The sequence below is a fragment of the Streptomyces sp. NPDC102451 genome (genome assembly GCF_044765485.1).
Lineage (GTDB): Bacteria > Actinomycetota > Actinomycetes > Streptomycetales > Streptomycetaceae > Streptomyces.
The window spans coordinates 17,953-35,108 of the sequence record NZ_JBIWKD010000016.1; the positions used below are offsets into that span (position 1 = coordinate 17,953).

The following is a 17,156-nucleotide window of genomic DNA, read 5'->3' on the forward strand; positions in this document are numbered from 1 at the left end:
CAGACGTGTGGGTACGGACGTGGGCGGCTCCGCCGCGCCGGTCAGCCGCGCCGGTGGGCGCGCCCGCGGCGTGCGAGCACCAGGATTCCGGCGCCGGCGGCCAGGACGACCGCACCCCAGACGGCCGGGGCCGTCGAAGAGCCGGTCGAGGCCAGCGCGGTGTCCGCGGACGTGTCGGCCGCGGCGGCCTCCACCTGCGCGTCGCGGCTGCCCTGAGGCTCCAGGCCGGCCCCCTGCGCCGTACGTTCGTAGGCCCCGCGGTCGTAACCGCTCCCGGCGGGACGGCTGTTGCCGTCGAGGTCCTTGTCGACCGCGGGGAACGCGACGCCGCTGTCGACGGCGGGGGAGTCCGCCCGCAGCCGGAAGTCGGCGGTTGCGGGGTCGGTGCCGGGGCTCACCAGCTTCGGGTCCGCCACGAGGTCGTGCGGCCCGGTGGTCTCGGGCGCGGCCCCGTTGAAGTAGATGTTGGAGTCGTAGGTGACGTCCTTGTTGCCCGCGGTCAGGTTGGTCGGCTTGCCCGCGCGGGCGTAGGAGATGTTGTCGAGGAGGCGCACGTCCGTGCTCTGGAGCGCGTAGACGTTGGCGTACCCGGTCTGCCGCGACGAACGGGAGTTGTAGTACGCGGTGTTGCCCACGATGTCCACGTGCTGCGACTTGAACGAGTGGATACCGGAACCGCCGTTGTCGAAGGACAGGTTGTTCGCCACCAGGACCCGCCCGTCGTAGTCGGACCCTTCGCCGGCCGGCTTGCCCTTCAGGGTGTCGACGATGATGCCGTTCCCGTCGGAGTAGCAGTCGCAGTCATGCCACTTGATCTTGGTCTCGTTGTCGTTGACCACGTTGTTGGTGATGCGGATCTTGTACGTGCCGGGATCGCCCTTGTCGCTGTCGAGCGCGCGCAGGATCGAGATGCCGCTGGTGGCGTACACGTTGTACCAGGAGGTCCGGTGCACGCTGTTGCCGTCGATCGTGACGTGGTCGGCATCGATGGCGGAGATGCCCCCGCCGGGACAGTCGTGCACATCGTTGCCGATGATGTCGATGTGGTGCGACGTGAGGCCGGTCGTCGTGTTCTTGTACGCCGCGATGCAGTTGGTGTTGAACTTCGGCTTGCCCGGCACGGCGTGGGCTTCCGCGTCGGCGAGCGTGAGCCCGGGGATGTCTCCCGCCACCTCCAGGCCCCTGATGCTGATGTAGGAGGCGCCGGAGATGTTGATCCCGTTCCAGCCGGTGACCGGGTGGATGACCGGATGGTGACCGGGATACGCCTTGAAGGTGATCGGCAGTCCCGCGCTCCCGGAGCGCCTGATGGTGAGGACGTCCCGTCCCTCGGCCGACTCGGTGTAGGTGCCCTTCATGATGGACACGGTGTCGCCGGGCTCGGTGAGGTCGGCCGCCTTCTGGAGGGTCTTGAGCGGCGCGCCGTCCGAGGTGCCGGGATTCGTGTCGGATCCCGAAGGACTCACGTAGTACGTGGTGGTGGCCGCCTGCGCCGGGGTGGCGCCGGCCAGGAGCATGGGGAGCGACAGGGTGCCGAGTGCGAGGGCGCTGCCTGCGAGGCGGTTTCTGGTGCGGCTCATCTGAGTACCTTTCGCTCCCCGGTACGGCTGTTCGGCAGTCGCACCGGGGCACACGTCGAGAACAGTGGGGGCGCTTCGCCCTGCCGTCCGGTCGCATCGGCGCGATGGGGGGACCGGCGAGCCTCCGAGGCGTGCTGGGGGCGGGGGCGGCGGTTCGGGTGCGACACGACTGTGACAGATCGTCGATGTGATCACAAGAAACCGTTCTCGTAAACTTTACAGACTTTCTGCGTCGCGGAGTCCGCCAACTATTCGGTGTCCGGCGGGTGTGTGGCCGCGTACCGAGGGCCGCCCTCCAGGGGTGACGTGCAGTTACGTCATGATGTTGACCATGTTCCAGAAAACCTTTTAAGGTCCGTCTGGAGGCTGTCTGGAGGCGCTGTTCCTCGTTGACAGTGGATGGCCGCCGGTCAAAACTACGTGAAGACGTAGTCTGTAAATGTTTCATCGAGCAAGGTCAGCGGGTAGGAGCGGGTTGTGCGTCAGGGTGAGAAGTCGGCCGAGGGGCTCGGCAGGCGGGCGACCATCCGAGATGTCGCCGCACGGGCCGATGTGTCCATCGCCACGGTGTCGCGTGTGCTGTCCGGCAAGGCCGCGGCGGGCTCGGACACCTTCAAGCGGGTGGTGGCCGCGGCCAAGGACCTCGAGTACGTGGTGAACGCCCACGCCCGCGCGCTGGTGGGTTCCGGCCCCGGCTCGGTGGCGATCGTGGTCCCCGAGTTCACGGCGTCGTTCTTCGCCCAGGTGTGCCACGGGGTGGAGCAGCAGGCCGCCGCCGAGGGGCGTATGTGCCTGATCTGTTCCACCGGCGGTGACTTCGAACGCGAGATGGCCATGGTGTCCATGATGCGAGAGCAGGGCGCCGAGGCGATCATCGTGGTCGGCGGCGCGGTCCAAGGGCCCGAGTACGAGGAGCGGATGATCGCCGCGGCGCACGCGCTGGACGCCTCCGGCGGCCGTCTCGTGCTCTGCGGCCGGCCGTCGCTGGGCGAGCGGGTCCCCGCCTCCGTGGTGGAGTACGACAACGAAGGCGGTTCGTACGCGGTCACGCGCCATCTGCTGTCCGCGGGCCACGAGCGCATCCTGCACCTGTCCGGAATCCCGCACAGCACCGTCGCGGAGAACCGCCTGAAGGGATACCGGCAGGCCCTCGCCGATCACGGCATCCCCTACGACGACCGGCTCGTCTTCCGCACGGAGTTCACCCGCCGCGGCGGCACGGAGGCGATGCGGCAGGCGCTGGACTCGGGTGTCGACTTCACCGCGGTGTACGCGGGCACGGACGACATGGCGGCCAGCGCGATGAAGGTCATGCGCGCGGCCGGTCTGCGCGTGCCCGAGGACATCTCGATCGTCGGCTACGACGACCTGCCCGTGGCCTCCGACCTGCATCCCGGACTGACCTCGGTGCACCTGCCGCACGAGGAGCTGGGCCGTACCGCGGTGCGGATGGCCCTGCACCGTAACGGCGACGCCCGCGACCGTCAGCACGTCGTCCTGGGCACGCACATCGTCACCCGCGACTCGGTCCGCAACCGGGCCCGCACCGGCCCCTGAGAGCCCCTGGGGGGCGTCCGGCCGTGCGGGCCGAGGCCCCCTTTCGTCCTCACCGCGACGACCCGACGACCCGGCAGCCGGGCTGCCGGGCCGTCGCGGCGTTCAGAGGGACTTGGTCAGCCAGCGGTTCAGTGAGGCGAGGGCCACCGGAAGGGGCGCCACCTCGGGGTGCCATGCGCGCTCCCACTCCAGGGAGAGCGGGCCCGCGTAACCACCCGCCTCCAGCACACCGAGGATCGTCGCGAGGGGCACGATCCCCCGGCCCACCGGCACCGGGGTCGGGTCCAGCACGGAGCCGACGTCCTTGACCTGTACGAAGCCACGGCCGTGCAGGACACGCCGCCCGATCTCCTGCCAGGTGCGGGCCGGCGCCTCGCCGGTGCGGAAGGGGTGCTCCACGTCCCAGATCGCTCCCACCCCGTGCCCGGGTGCCCGGGCGTCGAGCGCGTCCAGCACGCGGGCCACGTCCTGCCCGCGCGGATGGGAACCGTGGGTCTCCAGCACCGGCCGCACCCCCAGGTCCGCGGCCGTGGCCACGACGGAGGCCAGTCGGCGCACGATGCGGTCGTCCGTCTCCTCCCTGCCGTCCTCCAGGAGAGGCGGGCGGTCGCCGGGTCCCGGCAGCGTGGCCGCCCCCGGGAACACCCGCAGGAAGCGGGCCCCGAGATCCGCCGCCAGCTCCAGGTGGCGTTCCAGATCGCCGGTCACCTCGCGGTCGTCCGACCCGGCGCCGAGCCGGACGTACGAGGAGCACGAGAGCAACTCGACCCCGGATGCGGCGATCTGCCGCCTGACCCGGGCGCGTTCCTGCGGACCGCTGTCCACGTGCACCGGCTGGTCTTCGGCCACACGCAGTTCCATGGTCCGCGCGCCGGCCTCCGAGAGCCAGCGCAGCACCGTGGACAGCTCCTCACCGGGCGCGCCGAGCGTCGAGGCGCCCACGGTCCAACGGCGTCCCGGCGTGCGGGTGTTCGCCATCGTCGCCTGCCCCGTCCTCATGCCACGGCGTGGTAGCGGGAGGGCTCGACGGCCCCGTGCAGTGTCCTGCCGCTGAGCACGCGGGCGATCTCCTCCAGGGCCGACGAGGCGAGGAGTCCGAGCTCCGTGCCCGTCGGTCCCGCGATGTGCGGGGTCAGGACGAGGTTCGGCAGATCCCAGAGGGGCGACGCGACGTCGTTGACCTCGGGGTGGGTGACATCGACGATGGCGTCGATCCGCCCGGTCTCCAGCTCGGCGATCAGCGCGTCCTGGTCGACGAGCACCCCACGGGCCGTGTTGATGAAGGTGGCGCCGTCGGGAAGGGAGCGCAGACGGTCCGCGGTGATCATGCCGATGGTGGTGGGCAGGATCGGAGCGTGCAGGGAGACCACCGGGCAGGTCGCCATGAGCTCGTCCAGCCCGACCGGTTCGACCCCGAGCTCCCGTGCCGTGGCGTCGTCGATGGTCGGGTCGGACAGGACCAGCTCCAGACGGAACGGGCGCAACAGCTCGATGACCTTCCGGCCGATGACCGAGGCCCCGATGATGCCGACGCGTGTGCCGTTGATGCCGTACGAGGCGAGTTCGGTCTGTGTGTCGAACGTCGCGCGCCGGGCACGGTAGATCCGCTGCGCGCGGTAGGCCCCCTTGGCCGCGAGCAGGACCATCGCGAGGGTGTACTCGGCGACCGGGTCCGCGAGGGCGGCCGCCTGGGAGGAGATGGCGACTCCCCGGTCGTAGCAGTCCGGGGAGGCGAAGGCCTTCACCGAACCCGCGGTGTGCACCACGGCTTTGAGGCGGGGGGCGGCGTCCAGCACGGACGCGTCCACCATGCCGGATCCCCACCCGGTGACGAGTACCTCCGCCTGGCCGAGCATGCCTCGTGCCTGCGGGCTGAGATGGTCGTCGGGGGTGGGTGAGACGAGGACGCGCCCCAGGGAGCAGAGCGTGTCCCAGGCCGGTCCCCCGAAGAGCCGGGAAATCAGCTCGTCGGGCATGGCCACCATGATTACGGGGTCTGACACAGTTTGCCTTTCAGGGTTCAGCGGGACGCCGGCAGCGGCGGCCGGGGGTGCTGTGTGCGCGGGACGTCCTCGTCGAGCCGGGTCATCACCAGGGTGAGGGCCGTCTCGGACACGTCGTCCGGTGTGCGGAACGCCACCCGGGTGGCGTCCCTGGGGCCGTCGAAGAGATCCAGGGCGTCCTCGGCGTGCACCTCGACCACCCACCGCGGGTCGAAGCTGACGGCCAGCGTCGCCTTCTCCCCGCGCAGAAGCAGCCTTCCGTCCTCGCGGACGACCTGGGCGTGCGTCACGATCGCCGATTCGGCCCGCCGCGGCGCGCTGAAGGAGAAGTGGTCGGTCAGGACGACGCGCGCCTGGTCACGGTGGAGTTCCGCGGTCCGCTCCAGCCGGCGCAGCGCGGCTTCCTCGGGATAGGCGGCGGTGAGGTCGAGGACGATCCGGTCCGTCTGCGCCGTCTGCTCCAGCGTCGTCACGGTGGCGCGGTACTCATGGCCCTCGCGCTGTTCGACCCCGCCGGGGAGGGGCACGGGGTGTCCCAAGGACCGGTTGACGAAGAACTCGTACCGGTGGTCGGGGCTGAAGTAGTCGCGGACGTAGCGGCCCCGGCCGGGATCGACGACCAGGTCCTCGCCGCCCGCCCTGACGATGAGGGAGCCGAGGTCGTTCTGGTTGTGCAGTTCGAGGTTGTGGCCGCCCTTGACCGCGAGGGCGAGGGTGTCCTCGTCGTCGGGGTCGGCCTGCGAGAGCAGCCACTGCACGCCGCGGAAGTACTGGGAGGTCCCCTGCATCGGAGGCATCGGGCCGTCCTTCGCGAGCGACCCGGCACAGGTGGTGCGCAGCGCCTGGGTCACGGGGGAGTTCCCGATCATCCAGCGGTCGCTGCCCGCCCGTGTGGACGCCAGCGTGACCAGGTCCTCGATGCCCAGGCGGCGGCCGAGGCCGAGGAGGAGCGTGGTGTTGAAGTGCGGATCGGGCGTGGCGTCGGAGAACGTGGGCCAGGAATCCACCGTGAGGCGCGACCGCAGCGGGAACTCGGCCACGCGTCGCACGATCGGCGCGTCGAACCAGTTCAGCGCGCCCCCGGTGCGGCGCTCCACGAGATCGGCGAGCTGGCAGTACGAACCGAAGCCGAAGTTCCAGTAGCCGGTGCCCTCGCTGGTGCCGCCGTCGGGGTCGAAGTTCTCCAGGTAGTCCTCCAGCGAGCGGGCGGACTTGCACAGGATCGACGACAGCCGGGCGTGGTCACGCTCGACGTAGAGCGCCGCTCCCACCACGCCCCAGTTGCAGACCGCGTCCCAGTTGCTCGCCCGCTTCGCACCCTCGTACATCCACCACCAGGTGTCGGTGGCGAGGTAGGGCGTGATGACCCGGCGGTCGATCTCCCGCTCCACCCTCGTCAGTACCGCCGCCGGGAGCACGGGCCGGAGGACCGAGCACAGTTCGGCGAGGCCGACCGCCGTGATGCTCGACCAGAGATCGACGATGTGATCGTCGGCGTCGGGGAATTCGACGAGGGGGTCGTACTGCGGATTGGCCCAGCTGGTCTCCTCGCACGTGGCCCACACCAGGTCGATGATCGCGTCGAGGGTGGACTCCGCGGGCTCCAGGAGGTGCGCCATCAGCAGCTTCGCCAGATCGGTGCGCCGCTCCATCCACAGGTCGACGTAGGGGGCGGGCTCGCCGTCGAGCATCATGGCGCGCCAGGCCCGGACCGGCATGGGGAGGAGCCCGCGGTCCGCGAGCAGCCGGCCGTCCCCGACCAGCCGTTCGCGGCCGGCGCCGATGTTCCGGCCGACCGTCTCCCAGGCCGCGCGGTCGTCGATCGCGGCGAACGGCTGCCAGTCGGCCGGTGCCCGGTCGAGCATCATCCGCACGTCGTACGGGTTGGGCCTGGGCAGCCGGGCGGCGAGGGGGTCGAACAGGGAGACCTGTTCCGGGTAGCGGGGTGATGCCGTGTCCCGATCGCTCACTTGGTGTCCTCCTCAAGAGCCTTCTCGTACTCGGCGCGCATCGTGTCGCCGCCGCCGTTGCGCCAGGTGGTGACCGCGGACTTGAGGTCGGAGAGGGGGCGGCGCCCGGAGATGATGCCGAGCAGGCTGTCGTTCATGGCCTTGGTCAGCTGGCTGTTGACCCGGGAGGCCGTCTCGGAGTACAGCCCGTTGGTCGGGTCGGAGACACCGCCGGGGACGACCTTCTTCTGCCAGGCGTACGCCTGCTCGACGTAGTGCGGGTAGTTGGGGCTGGTCAGCACGGGGGCGCCGACCGTGAGGTAGTAGAGAGCCACGTTCTTCTCGGACGTCCCGCGGTCCGTCATCGTGACGGTGCCCTTGGAGTCGACGGTGTGGTCGGTGCCCTTGACGCCGTTGTTGAGAAGCGCGTACTCCTGGCTGCCGTAGGGGGCGGCGAGGAAGTTCATGACCCGCAGCAGTTCCTCGACGCGGTCCTTGTCCGCCTTCTTCAGCGCGGTGATCGAGTAGATCCCGGTGTCCAGGTACTGCTTCGCGGGGCCGCCACCGGGCGCGAACGGGACCAGGGCGTCGACGTCCAGGCCCGGGATCGACTTGCCGTAGACCTCGTAGTACGCCGGCCAGCCCATCGGGCTGTCCAGGCACATGAAGACCTTGCCCTGGGCGAACTGCTCCTTGACCTGTACGACGCTGACGGCGCCGGCGTCCGGGTGGAAGTACCCGGCGGACCTGAGCTTGCGGGCGAACTCCACCGCCTGGGCGAATTCGTCGGTCTCCCAGTCCTTCACGAGGGAACCGTCCTGCCCCAGCCCCCAGTGCATCGGCGCACCGTGCATCTGGCCGAACCAGTTGACGTTGAACATGTACGTGGAGTCGGAGCCGAGGGCCCAGCGCCCCGCCTTGGCGTCGGTGAGCGCCTTGCAGAACTCGACGAACTCGTCCGCGGTGCCGGGGTGCTGCAGCCCCTCCTTGGCGAGGAGGTCCTGGCGCACCAGCATCGGCGCGGAGACCAGCGGCCGGGGCAGCGGGATGCCGTAGATGCGGCCGCGGATCCGCGCGGCCTTCCACGCGTAGGTCGGTATGCCCGCCAGGTTCGGGTACGCCTTGACCTTGTCGCCCGACAGGTGGTCGGAGAGGTCCGCGAAGCGCGAGTCCAGGAGTTCGTCCAGGTGCGGCAGATTCATGAACAGCGGCATCTGTACGAGATCGGGCAGCGCGTCGCCGGCCGTCACGGCGCCGAACTTCGACGGGTAGTCGGCGGCCGGGGTGACCTGGACCTTGAGGTTCGTGTTCGCCTGCTTGTTCACCTCCTGCAGGTAGACGTTCTTGGCGGCCGCCGGCGGGGGCGGTGTGTAGGTGAGCATCATCGCCGTCACGGCGCTGCCGGTGCCGACCTTGCCGGTCACGGACCGGTAGGACGAGGTGAGGGGCCGGGTGAAGCCGTCCTGGACGCCGTCCGCGGTCCCCACCAGGTCGGGCTTCGCCTTCAGGGCGGGAACGTACGCGGGCAGGGCCGCCTTCGGGCCGGAGGCGCCCGCGGACCGGGCACCTCCTCCGCACGCGGTGAGCAGCGGGGCGCCCACCGACGCCGCGGCGACGGTGAGGACCGCTCCGCGCAGGAACGTGCGGCGGTCGAGTGGGGATGGGACACGAGGAGCCATGAGGGACGTCCTGAGGTCGGAGGAGGGGAGCGGCCGAGTGCTCGTCCGCCCGGGCGGATCAGCGCGTCGTCGACGTCCCGCCTGCGGCGGTCTGTCACGCCAATGTTGCGAGCAACAGGCTGGAAACGTTTTCTCGGTAGTGTGCATAGCGTGCGCGCCAGACGCAAGGTTTTGGTACGAACTCAAGGTCGCGTACGGCTCCGTCCACCGGGTGGCCTTACCGTATTCGTCGAGGTAGGCGCCTCGTTCGCCCGTGTCGCGGCACTGGACGGCCGCAACGGCCCGATTCGGCATGGTGATTGACTCGGACGCCCTGCCGGATCCCCCGTCGACTCCCGTGACCTGGGATGATGTCCGCAAGGGCGGTGATCCCGCCGTGCATGGCCCGCTGTAAATGCTGGCGAAAGTATTGACGACGTTCCTGTAAACCTTTTAAGGTCCCGGCCAGGCAGGTGGTCACCACCGGCCGAGTGGCCGGCCGGCTCCGGCTCGTACGACTGCCCCGGCCCGGACCGCATGTCTTCCCACCGGTCCTTTGACCGGGACCGATCTCAGGGAGAAGTGCCGTGGCGATAACCGCGCGAACCAGCGACCCGCCGAAGAGCGCGGAACGGAAACCCCCGCGCGCGGGGAAACCACCGCAGCAGCTGAAGCCCACCGGCCTCCTGCGGCGCATGCGCCGCGACCGGTCACTGCTGCTGATGGTCGTCCCGGGGCTGCTGCTCTTCGTGCTCTTCAACTACGTGCCGTTGCTCGGCAATGTGATCGCCTTCCAGAACTACCTGCCGTACGTGGGGATCCAGGACAGCGAGTTCGTGGGGTTCGACAACTTCGGCACGCTGTTCGCGGACCCCGCCTTCTGGCAGTCCATGCGCAACACGCTGGAGATCACCGGGCTCCAGCTCGTGCTGTTCTTCCCGCTGCCCATCGCCCTGGCCCTGCTGCTGAACAGCATCGTCGGCACCCGGATCAAACGCCTCGTGCAGACGGTCGTCTACTTCCCGCACTTCGTGTCCTGGGTGATCATCGTCGCCCTGTTCCAGCAGGTCCTCGGTGGTGCCGGTGTCATCAATCAGACACTGCGCGACCACGGCTGGCACGCCGTCGACATCATGACCAACCCCGACACCTTCACCTTCCTGGTGACCACCCAGACGATCTGGAAGGACGCCGGCTGGGGGACGATTATCTTCCTCGCCGCACTGAGCACCATCGACGACCAGCTCTACGAGTCCTCCGTCGTCGACGGCGCGGGCCGGTGGCGCCGGCTGTGGCACATCACGCTGCCCGGCATCCGCCCCATGATCGTCCTGCTCCTCATCCTGCGCCTCGGCGAGAGCCTGTCCGTGGGATTCGAGCAGATCCTCCTCCAACGCGACGCGGTGGGACCGGAGGCCGGTGAAGTGCTCGACACCTACGTGTACTTCCACGGCGTGGCCAACGGGGACTGGAGTGTGGCGGCCGCCGCCGGTCTCTTCAAGGGCGTGGTGGGCCTGGTCCTCGTCCTGGCCGCCAACCGCGCCGCACGGGCGCTGGGAGAGCAAGGGGTGTACTCGAAATGAGCTCAGCAATCCGTCCCGCCTGGATGGAGCCGCCCACCCGGCTGGGCAACACGGCCAAGGGCCTCGTGCTGACCGCGATCGTCCTGGCGGTGACCTTCCCCTTCCTCATCGTGATCTCCACCAGCCTCGCCGGCCAGGCCGAGATCAGCGGAGGCGGCGGCTTCGTCCTGTGGCCGTCCCACCCCACCTTCGAGGCCTACACATCCGTACTGTCGGGCGGCATCGTCACCCGAGCCGTACTCGTCAGCGCCGGCGTCACCCTCGTCGGCACCGCGATCAGCCTCACCGTCACCGTGCTGACCGCCTACGGACTCAGCCGGTCGGGAACGGTCTTCCACAGGCCGCTGCTCCTGATCGTCCTGCTCACCTTCCTCTTCACCCCCGGCATCATCCCCAGCTACCTCGTCGTCAAGCAGCTGGGCCTGCTGGACAACTACGCGTCCCTGATCCTGCCCACCGCGATCAGCGCGTTCAACGTGGTCATCGTCCGAGGGTTCTTCCAGGGCATCCCGCAGGAACTCCTGGACAGCGCACGGATCGACGGCGCGGGCGAGTGGCGCATCCTGCGCACCATGGTCCTCCCGCTGTCCAAGGCCGTCGTCGCCGTCGTCGGCCTCTTCTACGCCGTCGCCTACTGGAACTCCTTCTTCAGCGCCACCCTCTACCTCTCCGACTCCACCAAGTGGCCCCTCCAGCTGGTCCTGCGCACCTATGTGCTGCAGGGCGCGCCGCTGGCCGGCATGGACCAGGGCGCGGGCGACGTGCCGCCGCCGCAGCAGGCGGTGCAGATGGCGGTCGTCGTACTCGCGGTCATCCCCATCCTGTGCGTCTACCCCTTCATCCAGCGCCACTTCTCCAAGGGCGTACTCACCGGCGCCGTCAAGGGCTGACCGGCCCGCCGCGCGGCGCCCACGTGGGCGTTCCACCGCAATCCCCGACGCACCCCGAGGAACACATGACCTCCCTGCACCCACGCGCCGTGAACCCCTTCATCGCTCCGCCTCCCTCCATGGAGGCCGCAGGCGCCCTCGACCCGGTCGTCCGGGCCGAGGCGGCCGGGACCGGTGGCGACTCCCTGACCCTGCGGGTCCACACCGAGCAGGGGCGCGAGGGCACCCTGCGGCTGGCCGCGGCCGCGGCCGGTTCGGTGCGGGTCACCTTGCGGATGGCCGGTGTCGCGCGGAGCCCGCGGGTGAGTGTCGCCGACCCCGGCCGTGGATCCGGACGCGTCGTACTCCACGACACCCACGTCGAGCTGATCACCCCGAGCGCCGCCCTGCGGGTGGACCTCGACCCGTTCCACATGTCGTTCCGGCTGACCCCCGGCCCCTCGGGGGACGTACTGCGGCAGAACGGGGACGACCGGCAGCCGGACGACGTCCTGACGGTGCTCCCGCTCGGGGTCACCGAGCTGACGGACGGCTCGCTCGTCCATCACGACACCTGGACCGCGGCGCCCGACGAACGGTTCTACGGTTTCGGCGAGCAGTTCACCGGACCCGATCTCCGTGGCCGCCAGGTGAGCTGCTGGATCCAGGACGCCATGGGAACCTCCGGCAGCCGGGCCTACAAGGCCAGCCCCTGGCTCCTCTCCAGCCGTGGTTACGCCGTCCTGGTCGACACCACCGGCCACGCGCTGTTCGACCTCGCCCACAGCAACACCGCCGCCTGGTCCATGAGCGTCGCCGACGAACAGCTCGACTACTACCTCATCGCGGGCGACCCCCGGACCTGCCTGGGCGCGCACCGCGCACTCACGGGACCGGCCCTGCTCCCGCCCGACTGGGCCTTCGGGCCGTGGGTCTCCTCCGGATTCGCCGCCGAGGACGCCGCCGGCGTCACCCGGCGGGCCGCGGAGGTCAGGGAGCACGGACTGCCGTGCTCGGTGATCCACATCGACTGCCACTGGCAGGAGCACGGCAGCTGGTCCGACCTGCGCTGGGACGAGCGGGCGTTCCCCGACCCCAAGGGCCTGATCACCGGCCTGCGGGACCAGGGCTTCCGCACCTGTCTCTGGATGAACCCCTACATCGGTACGGGGAGCCCGAGATTCGCCGAGGCGGAGCGCTCGGGCTACTTCCTGCGCACGGCGGACGGCACACCCTGGATCAGTGACGCCTGGAGCGGCTTCCACCCCGACGTCGCCATGGTCGACTTCACCCATCCGGGCGCCGTCTCCTGGTACCGGGAACTGCTGCGCGAGGCGCTCGCCGCGGGAGCCGACGCGATGAAGACCGACTTCGGGGAAGGCGTCCCGCGCGACGCCGTCGCCCACAACGGCATGTCGGGCGAACGGCTCCACAACCTCTACCCGTTGCTCTACAACGACCTGGTGTCCGAGGTGCTGCGCGAGGTCACCGGCGGCACCGGCATGGTCTGGGGCCGTTCCTCCTGGACCGGCGGACAGCGGCACGCCGTGCAGTGGGCCGGCGACCCCAACTCCACCTGGGAGGACCTCGCCTCGGTGCTGCGCGGCGGGCTCTCGCTCGGCCTGACCGGACAGCCCTTCTGGAGCCACGACATCGGCGGATTCCATGGCACGCCGACCCCCGAACTCTATGTCCGGTGGGCCCAGTTCGGCCTTCTCTCACCGATGGCCCGCTTCCACGGGATGACCTCCCGGCTTCCCTGGGACTTCCCGCAGGACGCCTTCGACGCCGTGCTCTCGGCGGCCCGCGTGCGCGAACGCCTCCTCCCGTATCTGCGGGAACAGGCGGCGCACAGCGTGCGCACCGGTCTGCCCCTGATGCGGTCCATGTTCCTGGACCATCCGGGGCGGCCCGACGCCCACGCCGCGGACCTCCAGTACCTGCTGGGCCCCGACCTGCTCGTCGCACCGTTGTACGCGCCCGGCGGACGCAGGCACGTCTGGTTCCCGCCGGGGCAGTGGACGCACTACGCCACCGGAGCGTCGGTGTCCGGACCCTGCTGGCGAGAGGTGGACCTCGCCCTGCAGCACGCGCCCTTGTGGATCGGTGAACAGGCCGGACCCGCAGCCCGCGCGGCCCTCGAACCTGCCGCGCCCCCCATTCCGTAACCCTGCACCGAGGAGTGACATGAGCGGCCCGCACTGGGCGCACAGCGACATCACCACCCTTCCCGACGGCAGGCTGGTGACGTTCTCCCCCGCCGACAGCTGTCCTGCCGGTCGCCGTAACGGGGGAGGTGTGGGTGTCGGACGGATACGGGCAGAGTCTGATCCACCGTTACGGGGCCGGGGGCGACTACCTCGGCCCGGTGGCCGCGAGCCGGGACGGTGCCTTCCACTGCCCGCACGCCATGGCGCTGGACGACAGCGAGGCCGAGGTCCGGATCATCGTGGCCGACCGGGAGAACAACCGTCTGGTCGCGGTGGATCCGGATGGTGCTCTCATCGGCACGATCGCCGAGGGGCTGCGCAAACCGAGCAGTGTGGCCCTTCACCGGGGCTCTCTGCTGGTGGGGGAGCTGGAGGCGTCGTTCGCCCATCTGGACCGCGAGGGAAAGCTGATCGAGCGCGTCGGCCTCGACGACGTGGCGCCCCTCCGGCAGGCATGGCCCAACACCACCGACGCGCAGGGCGCGACCGTCGCGCCCGCACCCCTGCCCGGCCGGTTCAACAGCCCGCACGGCATCACGGTCGACACACAGGGCCGTCCCAGGACAACGTGTGGATCGGCGCCGAGTCCGCGGACGGAGAACGGTTCGAGGCGCTTCCCTTCTTCTCGCCCGCCCCCGACGATCGGCTGCGCTTCGACTCCGAGGCCGTACGGACGGGAGCTGTCGGTGACCGTCCGCTCGTGGCGTTCCCCGACGAGGCGCTGTCACGCGACATGACGGCAGGCCGCGACACCTGGACCGCCGGGGACCTCACCTTCACCGTGTGGTCGCCCACAGGCCCCCTTCCCGACCCGGACACGGCCACCGACGAACAACTCGCCACGGCGTTCCTGCCGGCGGTCTTCACCGAGCTCACCCTCGACAACACCGGCGGCACCCGTGCGCGCCGCGCGTTCTTCGGCTACCAGGGAAGCGACCGCACCCGAGGCATGCGCCACTTCGAACGGACCGGGACTCTGACCGCAGGGGTGGGTCAGGGCGCTTGCACCGCACTGACCACCGGCGACGACGGCGTCTGCTCCGCCATCGGCTTCGACCTCGAGGACATCGTCAATTCCCCCGAGGGTGAGAACTGGGGCTTCGGCCTGGGCCCGGCGGCCGCCCTCGTCGCCGACGTCCCGGCCGGCACCCGGCGCACGATCCGGGTGGCGGTGTGCTTCCACCGCGCGGGCCTCGCCACCACGGGGCGACCGATGTCGTACCTCTACACACGCTGGTTCCCGACGATCGAAGACGTCGCCGACCACGCGACCCGCAACTTCGCCGCCCTCACGGCGCGGTGCGAACGCGACGCCGCCCGGTTCGACGCGCCGCACCTGAGCGCCTCGCAACGCTTCATGCTGGCCCACGCCACGCGTGGATACTTCGCCTCGACCCAGGCCCTGGACGAGAACGGCGCAGCTCACTGGGTGGTCAACGAGGGCGAGTACCGCATGATGAACACCTTCGACCTCACCGCCGACCAGGTCTTCTTCGAGGCACAGCAGAACCCGTGGACCATCCGCAACGTGCTCGACCAGTTCGCGGAGCGGTACGCCTACGACGACCGGGCGCGGCTGCCGGGCGAAGCGGTCGAGCACCCCGGGGGCATCGCCTTCACCCACGACATGGGCTTCGCCAACGCGTTCTCACCACCGGGCCACTCCTCCTACGAGCGCTCCGGCACCGACGGCCTGTTCTCCCACATGTCCCACGAACAGCTCGTCAACTGGGTCCTGTGCGCCGCCGTCTACGTCAATGCCTCGGGCGACAGCGGCTGGCTCAGCGGCAAGCTGTCCCTCCTCCGGAGATGTCTCGAGAGTCTGGTGAACCGAGATCATCCGGATCCTGCGCTGCGGGACGGAGTGATGAGCCTGGACGGAGTCCGGTGCGGCAGCAGCGGTGAGATCACCACGTACGACAGTCTGGACGCATCCCTCGGGCAGGCGCGGCGCAGCGCCTATCTGGCGGTCAAGACGTTCGCGGCGTACGTGTGGCTGGCACGCACGCTGCAGGGCGTGCCAGGGAGACTCGCCGAGGAACAGGCACGTCGCTGCGCCGGGACCGTGCTGGCGCACCGGGACGGCCGAGGAGTCGTTCCGGCCCTGCTCGATGACGGGTCGCGCAGCGTCACCATTCCGGTGATCGAAGGCCTCGCTCACCTGTGGGCGGCCGGCCTCACCGATGTCCTCGCCACGGACGGCCCCTACGGCGAGCTCATTTCGGCCTTGCGCGTTCACCTCGACGCGGTACTCACCCCCGGAACGTGCCTGTTCGCGGACGGGGGCTGGAAGCTCTCCGCGAGCAGCGACAACTCCTGGCTGAGCAAGATCTACCTCTGCCAGTTCGTCGCCCGTCACATCCTGGGCCGGCCGGCCAGCCAGGACACGCAGGCCGACGATGCCCACATGTCATGGCTGTTGCGGACGGGGAACGCGGCATCGGCCTGGAGCGATCAGATGCTCGCCGGCGACGTCATGGCCAGCCGCTACTATCCGCGCGGTGTCACCGCGGCCCTCTGGCTGAACGAGACCGCGCAGCGATGAGCACCTTCCGGCCGCGGGCTTCCGCGTCCCGCCCCTCGGCCGGAGCCCGCTACGTCCTGAGCTGCTCCGCGAGGAAGCGCTGGACGGTGGGCAGGACACCGAAGTGGTCGTGGGCGACGTCCGGCACGGTGTCCAGGCGGGTGCTGATGCCGTGGGCGTGCCAGTTGTCCCGCAGGGCGGCGAGGCGATCGGTGCGGTGGGCGCCGGCGGGGTCCGGGCCGTCCGGGGAGAGGTCCGTGGTGCTCGTGTCGCCCTCACCGATGACCAGCTGCACGGGCAGGTGCCGTAGCGCGGCCGGGTCGGCCTCGGCGCCGAACTTCTCCGCCATGTCGGCGGTGCCGTGCCACCAGGGCAGGGTGGCGTCGAGCAAGGTGACGCGGCCGGGCGCCCCGACCGACAGGGATGCCAGCCGGCCGGGGTGCAGGTAGGCGAAGCGGTGGGCGAACTGGCCGCCGCCGGAGAAGCCGTGCAGATGGAAGCGGTCCTTCGCCACGTTCCAGCGGGCAGCGGCCTCGTCGACCATGTGCAGCAGCAGCGTGTCGGCCCGGATCACCGGTGACAGGAGCTTGTAGCTGTCCAGGTCGTTGGGGCCGGTGATCCCCGCCGGGAAGAGCGGCGCCAGGACGATGCAGCCGTGTTCCTCGGCGAAGCGGGCGAAGGCGTCGCGGAGCGTCTCGGCCCGTCGGCGGGTTCCGTGTACGGCGACGACCAGCGGGTACGCGGGTCCGTTCGCGCGGTACTCCCGGGGGACGTAGAGGCAGTAGGAGAAGCGCGGGTCCTGGGCGAGGGCGAACAGCGGGGTGGGGCCGGTGAGGAGGGACCAGGCGGGGTGGCCCGGGGGGAAGTCGGCCGGTGTGAGCGGGCGTTCCGTGGTCATGGGCGGGGCTCCGTGTCGAAGGTGAGGTCCATCAGGGGCGCGTACTGCTGTCCGGCGTAGCAGTCGCTGTCGCGCAGCTCGCCCTGGACGGTGGGCCGGGGCAGGGAGACCTTGACCGCCAGTGCGAGGGGGTGGTTGACGACGAGGATGTCCTCGGGGTCGGCCCCGTACAGCTCGGCGAAGAGGCCCTTGTCGAGGAAGCCCGAGGCGACGAGCGCGTCGAAGGCGGCCCGGTCGTGGCACATGAAGTCGAAGGTGAGGGTGAAGGGCCCGGCGTTCTTGGAGCGCACCAGGGAGCAGTGGTCGAGCAGGGTGGCCATGGGGT

General features: G+C 70.1%; 11 protein-coding genes and 1 pseudogene. 5 read left to right on the top strand and 7 right to left on the bottom strand.

Going from position 1 to position 17,156, the window contains the following annotated elements; genetic code table 11:
* Positions 1-41 precede the first annotated feature (41 nt).
* Entirely contained in the window at positions 42-1,580 is a 1,539-nt protein-coding gene (locus ACIRD8_RS28715; protein ID WP_403997639.1) for a choice-of-anchor Q domain-containing protein, read from the bottom strand.
* 477 nt (positions 1,581-2,057) lie between these two features.
* Here ACIRD8_RS28715 and ACIRD8_RS28720 point away from each other — a divergent pair, with 477 nt between their 5' ends.
* The gene (locus tag ACIRD8_RS28720; RefSeq protein WP_403997642.1) at positions 2,058-3,137 is read left to right on the top strand and encodes a LacI family DNA-binding transcriptional regulator; all 1,080 of its coding nucleotides are present in this window, start codon (positions 2,058-2,060) and stop codon (positions 3,135-3,137) included.
* Between the two features lie 102 nt (positions 3,138-3,239).
* Here the strand turns inward: ACIRD8_RS28720 and ACIRD8_RS28725 are convergent, their stop codons facing one another.
* The 4 genes from ACIRD8_RS28725 to ACIRD8_RS28740 are packed head-to-tail and all read right to left on the bottom strand — an operon-like array spanning position 3,240 to position 8,768.
* A complete protein-coding gene (locus ACIRD8_RS28725) occupies positions 3,240-4,136 on the bottom strand; it encodes a sugar phosphate isomerase/epimerase family protein (protein WP_403997645.1) in 897 nt (298 codons plus the stop codon).
* Positions 4,133-5,113, bottom strand: a complete 981-nt coding sequence (locus tag ACIRD8_RS28730; RefSeq protein WP_403997648.1) for a hydroxyacid dehydrogenase — start codon at positions 5,111-5,113, stop codon at positions 4,133-4,135. The genes ACIRD8_RS28725 and ACIRD8_RS28730 overlap by 4 nt, the downstream gene beginning before the upstream one ends.
* A gap of 44 nt (positions 5,114-5,157) precedes the next feature.
* Positions 5,158-7,110, bottom strand: a complete 1,953-nt coding sequence (locus ACIRD8_RS28735; protein ID WP_403997651.1) for a hypothetical protein — start codon at positions 7,108-7,110, stop codon at positions 5,158-5,160.
* Entirely contained in the window at positions 7,107-8,768 is a 1,662-nt protein-coding gene (locus tag ACIRD8_RS28740; RefSeq protein ID WP_403997654.1) for an extracellular solute-binding protein, read from the bottom strand. Before ACIRD8_RS28740 ends, ACIRD8_RS28735 begins: the two co-directional genes overlap by 4 nt.
* Before the next feature lie 572 nt (positions 8,769-9,340).
* On the opposite strand from ACIRD8_RS28740, the gene ACIRD8_RS28745 reads away from it, so the two are divergent.
* From ACIRD8_RS28745 to ACIRD8_RS28760, 4 genes and pseudogenes are all read left to right on the top strand, one after another.
* Entirely contained in the window at positions 9,341-10,330 is a 990-nt protein-coding gene (locus tag ACIRD8_RS28745; RefSeq protein WP_403998042.1) for an ABC transporter permease, read from the top strand.
* Positions 10,327-11,220 (top strand): carbohydrate ABC transporter permease, encoded by an 894-nt coding sequence (locus tag ACIRD8_RS28750; RefSeq protein WP_403997657.1) that lies wholly within the window; start codon positions 10,327-10,329, stop codon positions 11,218-11,220. Before ACIRD8_RS28745 ends, ACIRD8_RS28750 begins: the two co-directional genes overlap by 4 nt.
* A gap of 65 nt (positions 11,221-11,285) precedes the next feature.
* Positions 11,286-13,367 carry a TIM-barrel domain-containing protein gene (locus ACIRD8_RS28755; RefSeq protein ID WP_403997660.1) on the top strand — a complete coding sequence of 694 codons (2,082 nt, stop codon included), beginning with the start codon at positions 11,286-11,288 and terminating at the stop codon, positions 13,365-13,367.
* 496 nt (positions 13,368-13,863) lie between these two features.
* Positions 13,864-15,102, top strand: a pseudogene (locus ACIRD8_RS28760) (glycoside hydrolase family 52 protein); the annotation flags it as partial.
* A 901-nt stretch (positions 15,103-16,003) separates the two neighbouring features.
* On the opposite strand, the gene ACIRD8_RS28765 reads toward ACIRD8_RS28760, so the two are convergent.
* The gene (locus tag ACIRD8_RS28765; protein WP_403997663.1) at positions 16,004-16,831 is read right to left on the bottom strand and encodes a poly(aspartic acid) hydrolase; all 828 of its coding nucleotides are present in this window, start codon (positions 16,829-16,831) and stop codon (positions 16,004-16,006) included.
* Complete coding sequence (locus ACIRD8_RS28770) at positions 16,828-17,151, bottom strand: DUF4387 domain-containing protein (RefSeq protein WP_403997666.1); 324 nt, start codon at positions 17,149-17,151, stop codon at positions 16,828-16,830. The genes ACIRD8_RS28765 and ACIRD8_RS28770 overlap by 4 nt, the downstream gene beginning before the upstream one ends.
* Positions 17,152-17,156 lie beyond the last annotated feature (5 nt).

What these genes read in the sequence shown, in the direction of transcription:
- ACIRD8_RS28730 (WP_403997648.1), bottom strand. Translation starts at nt 5,113, where the DNA reads ATGCCCGACGAGCTGATTTCCCGGCTCTTCGGGGGACCGGCCTGGGAC.
- ACIRD8_RS28715 (WP_403997639.1), bottom strand. Translation starts at nt 1,580, where the DNA reads ATGAGCCGCACCAGAAACCGCCTCGCAGGCAGCGCCCTCGCACTCGGC.
- ACIRD8_RS28750 (WP_403997657.1), top strand. Translation starts at nt 10,327, where the DNA reads ATGAGCTCAGCAATCCGTCCCGCCTGGATGGAGCCGCCCACCCGGCTG.
- ACIRD8_RS28740 (WP_403997654.1), bottom strand. Translation starts at nt 8,768, where the DNA reads ATGGCTCCTCGTGTCCCATCCCCACTCGACCGCCGCACGTTCCTGCGC.
- ACIRD8_RS28725 (WP_403997645.1), bottom strand. Translation starts at nt 4,136, where the DNA reads ATGAGGACGGGGCAGGCGACGATGGCGAACACCCGCACGCCGGGACGC.
- ACIRD8_RS28765 (WP_403997663.1), bottom strand. Translation starts at nt 16,831, where the DNA reads ATGACCACGGAACGCCCGCTCACACCGGCCGACTTCCCCCCGGGCCAC.
- ACIRD8_RS28770 (WP_403997666.1), bottom strand. Translation starts at nt 17,151, where the DNA reads ATGGCCACCCTGCTCGACCACTGCTCCCTGGTGCGCTCCAAGAACGCC.
- ACIRD8_RS28755 (WP_403997660.1), top strand. Translation starts at nt 11,286, where the DNA reads ATGACCTCCCTGCACCCACGCGCCGTGAACCCCTTCATCGCTCCGCCT.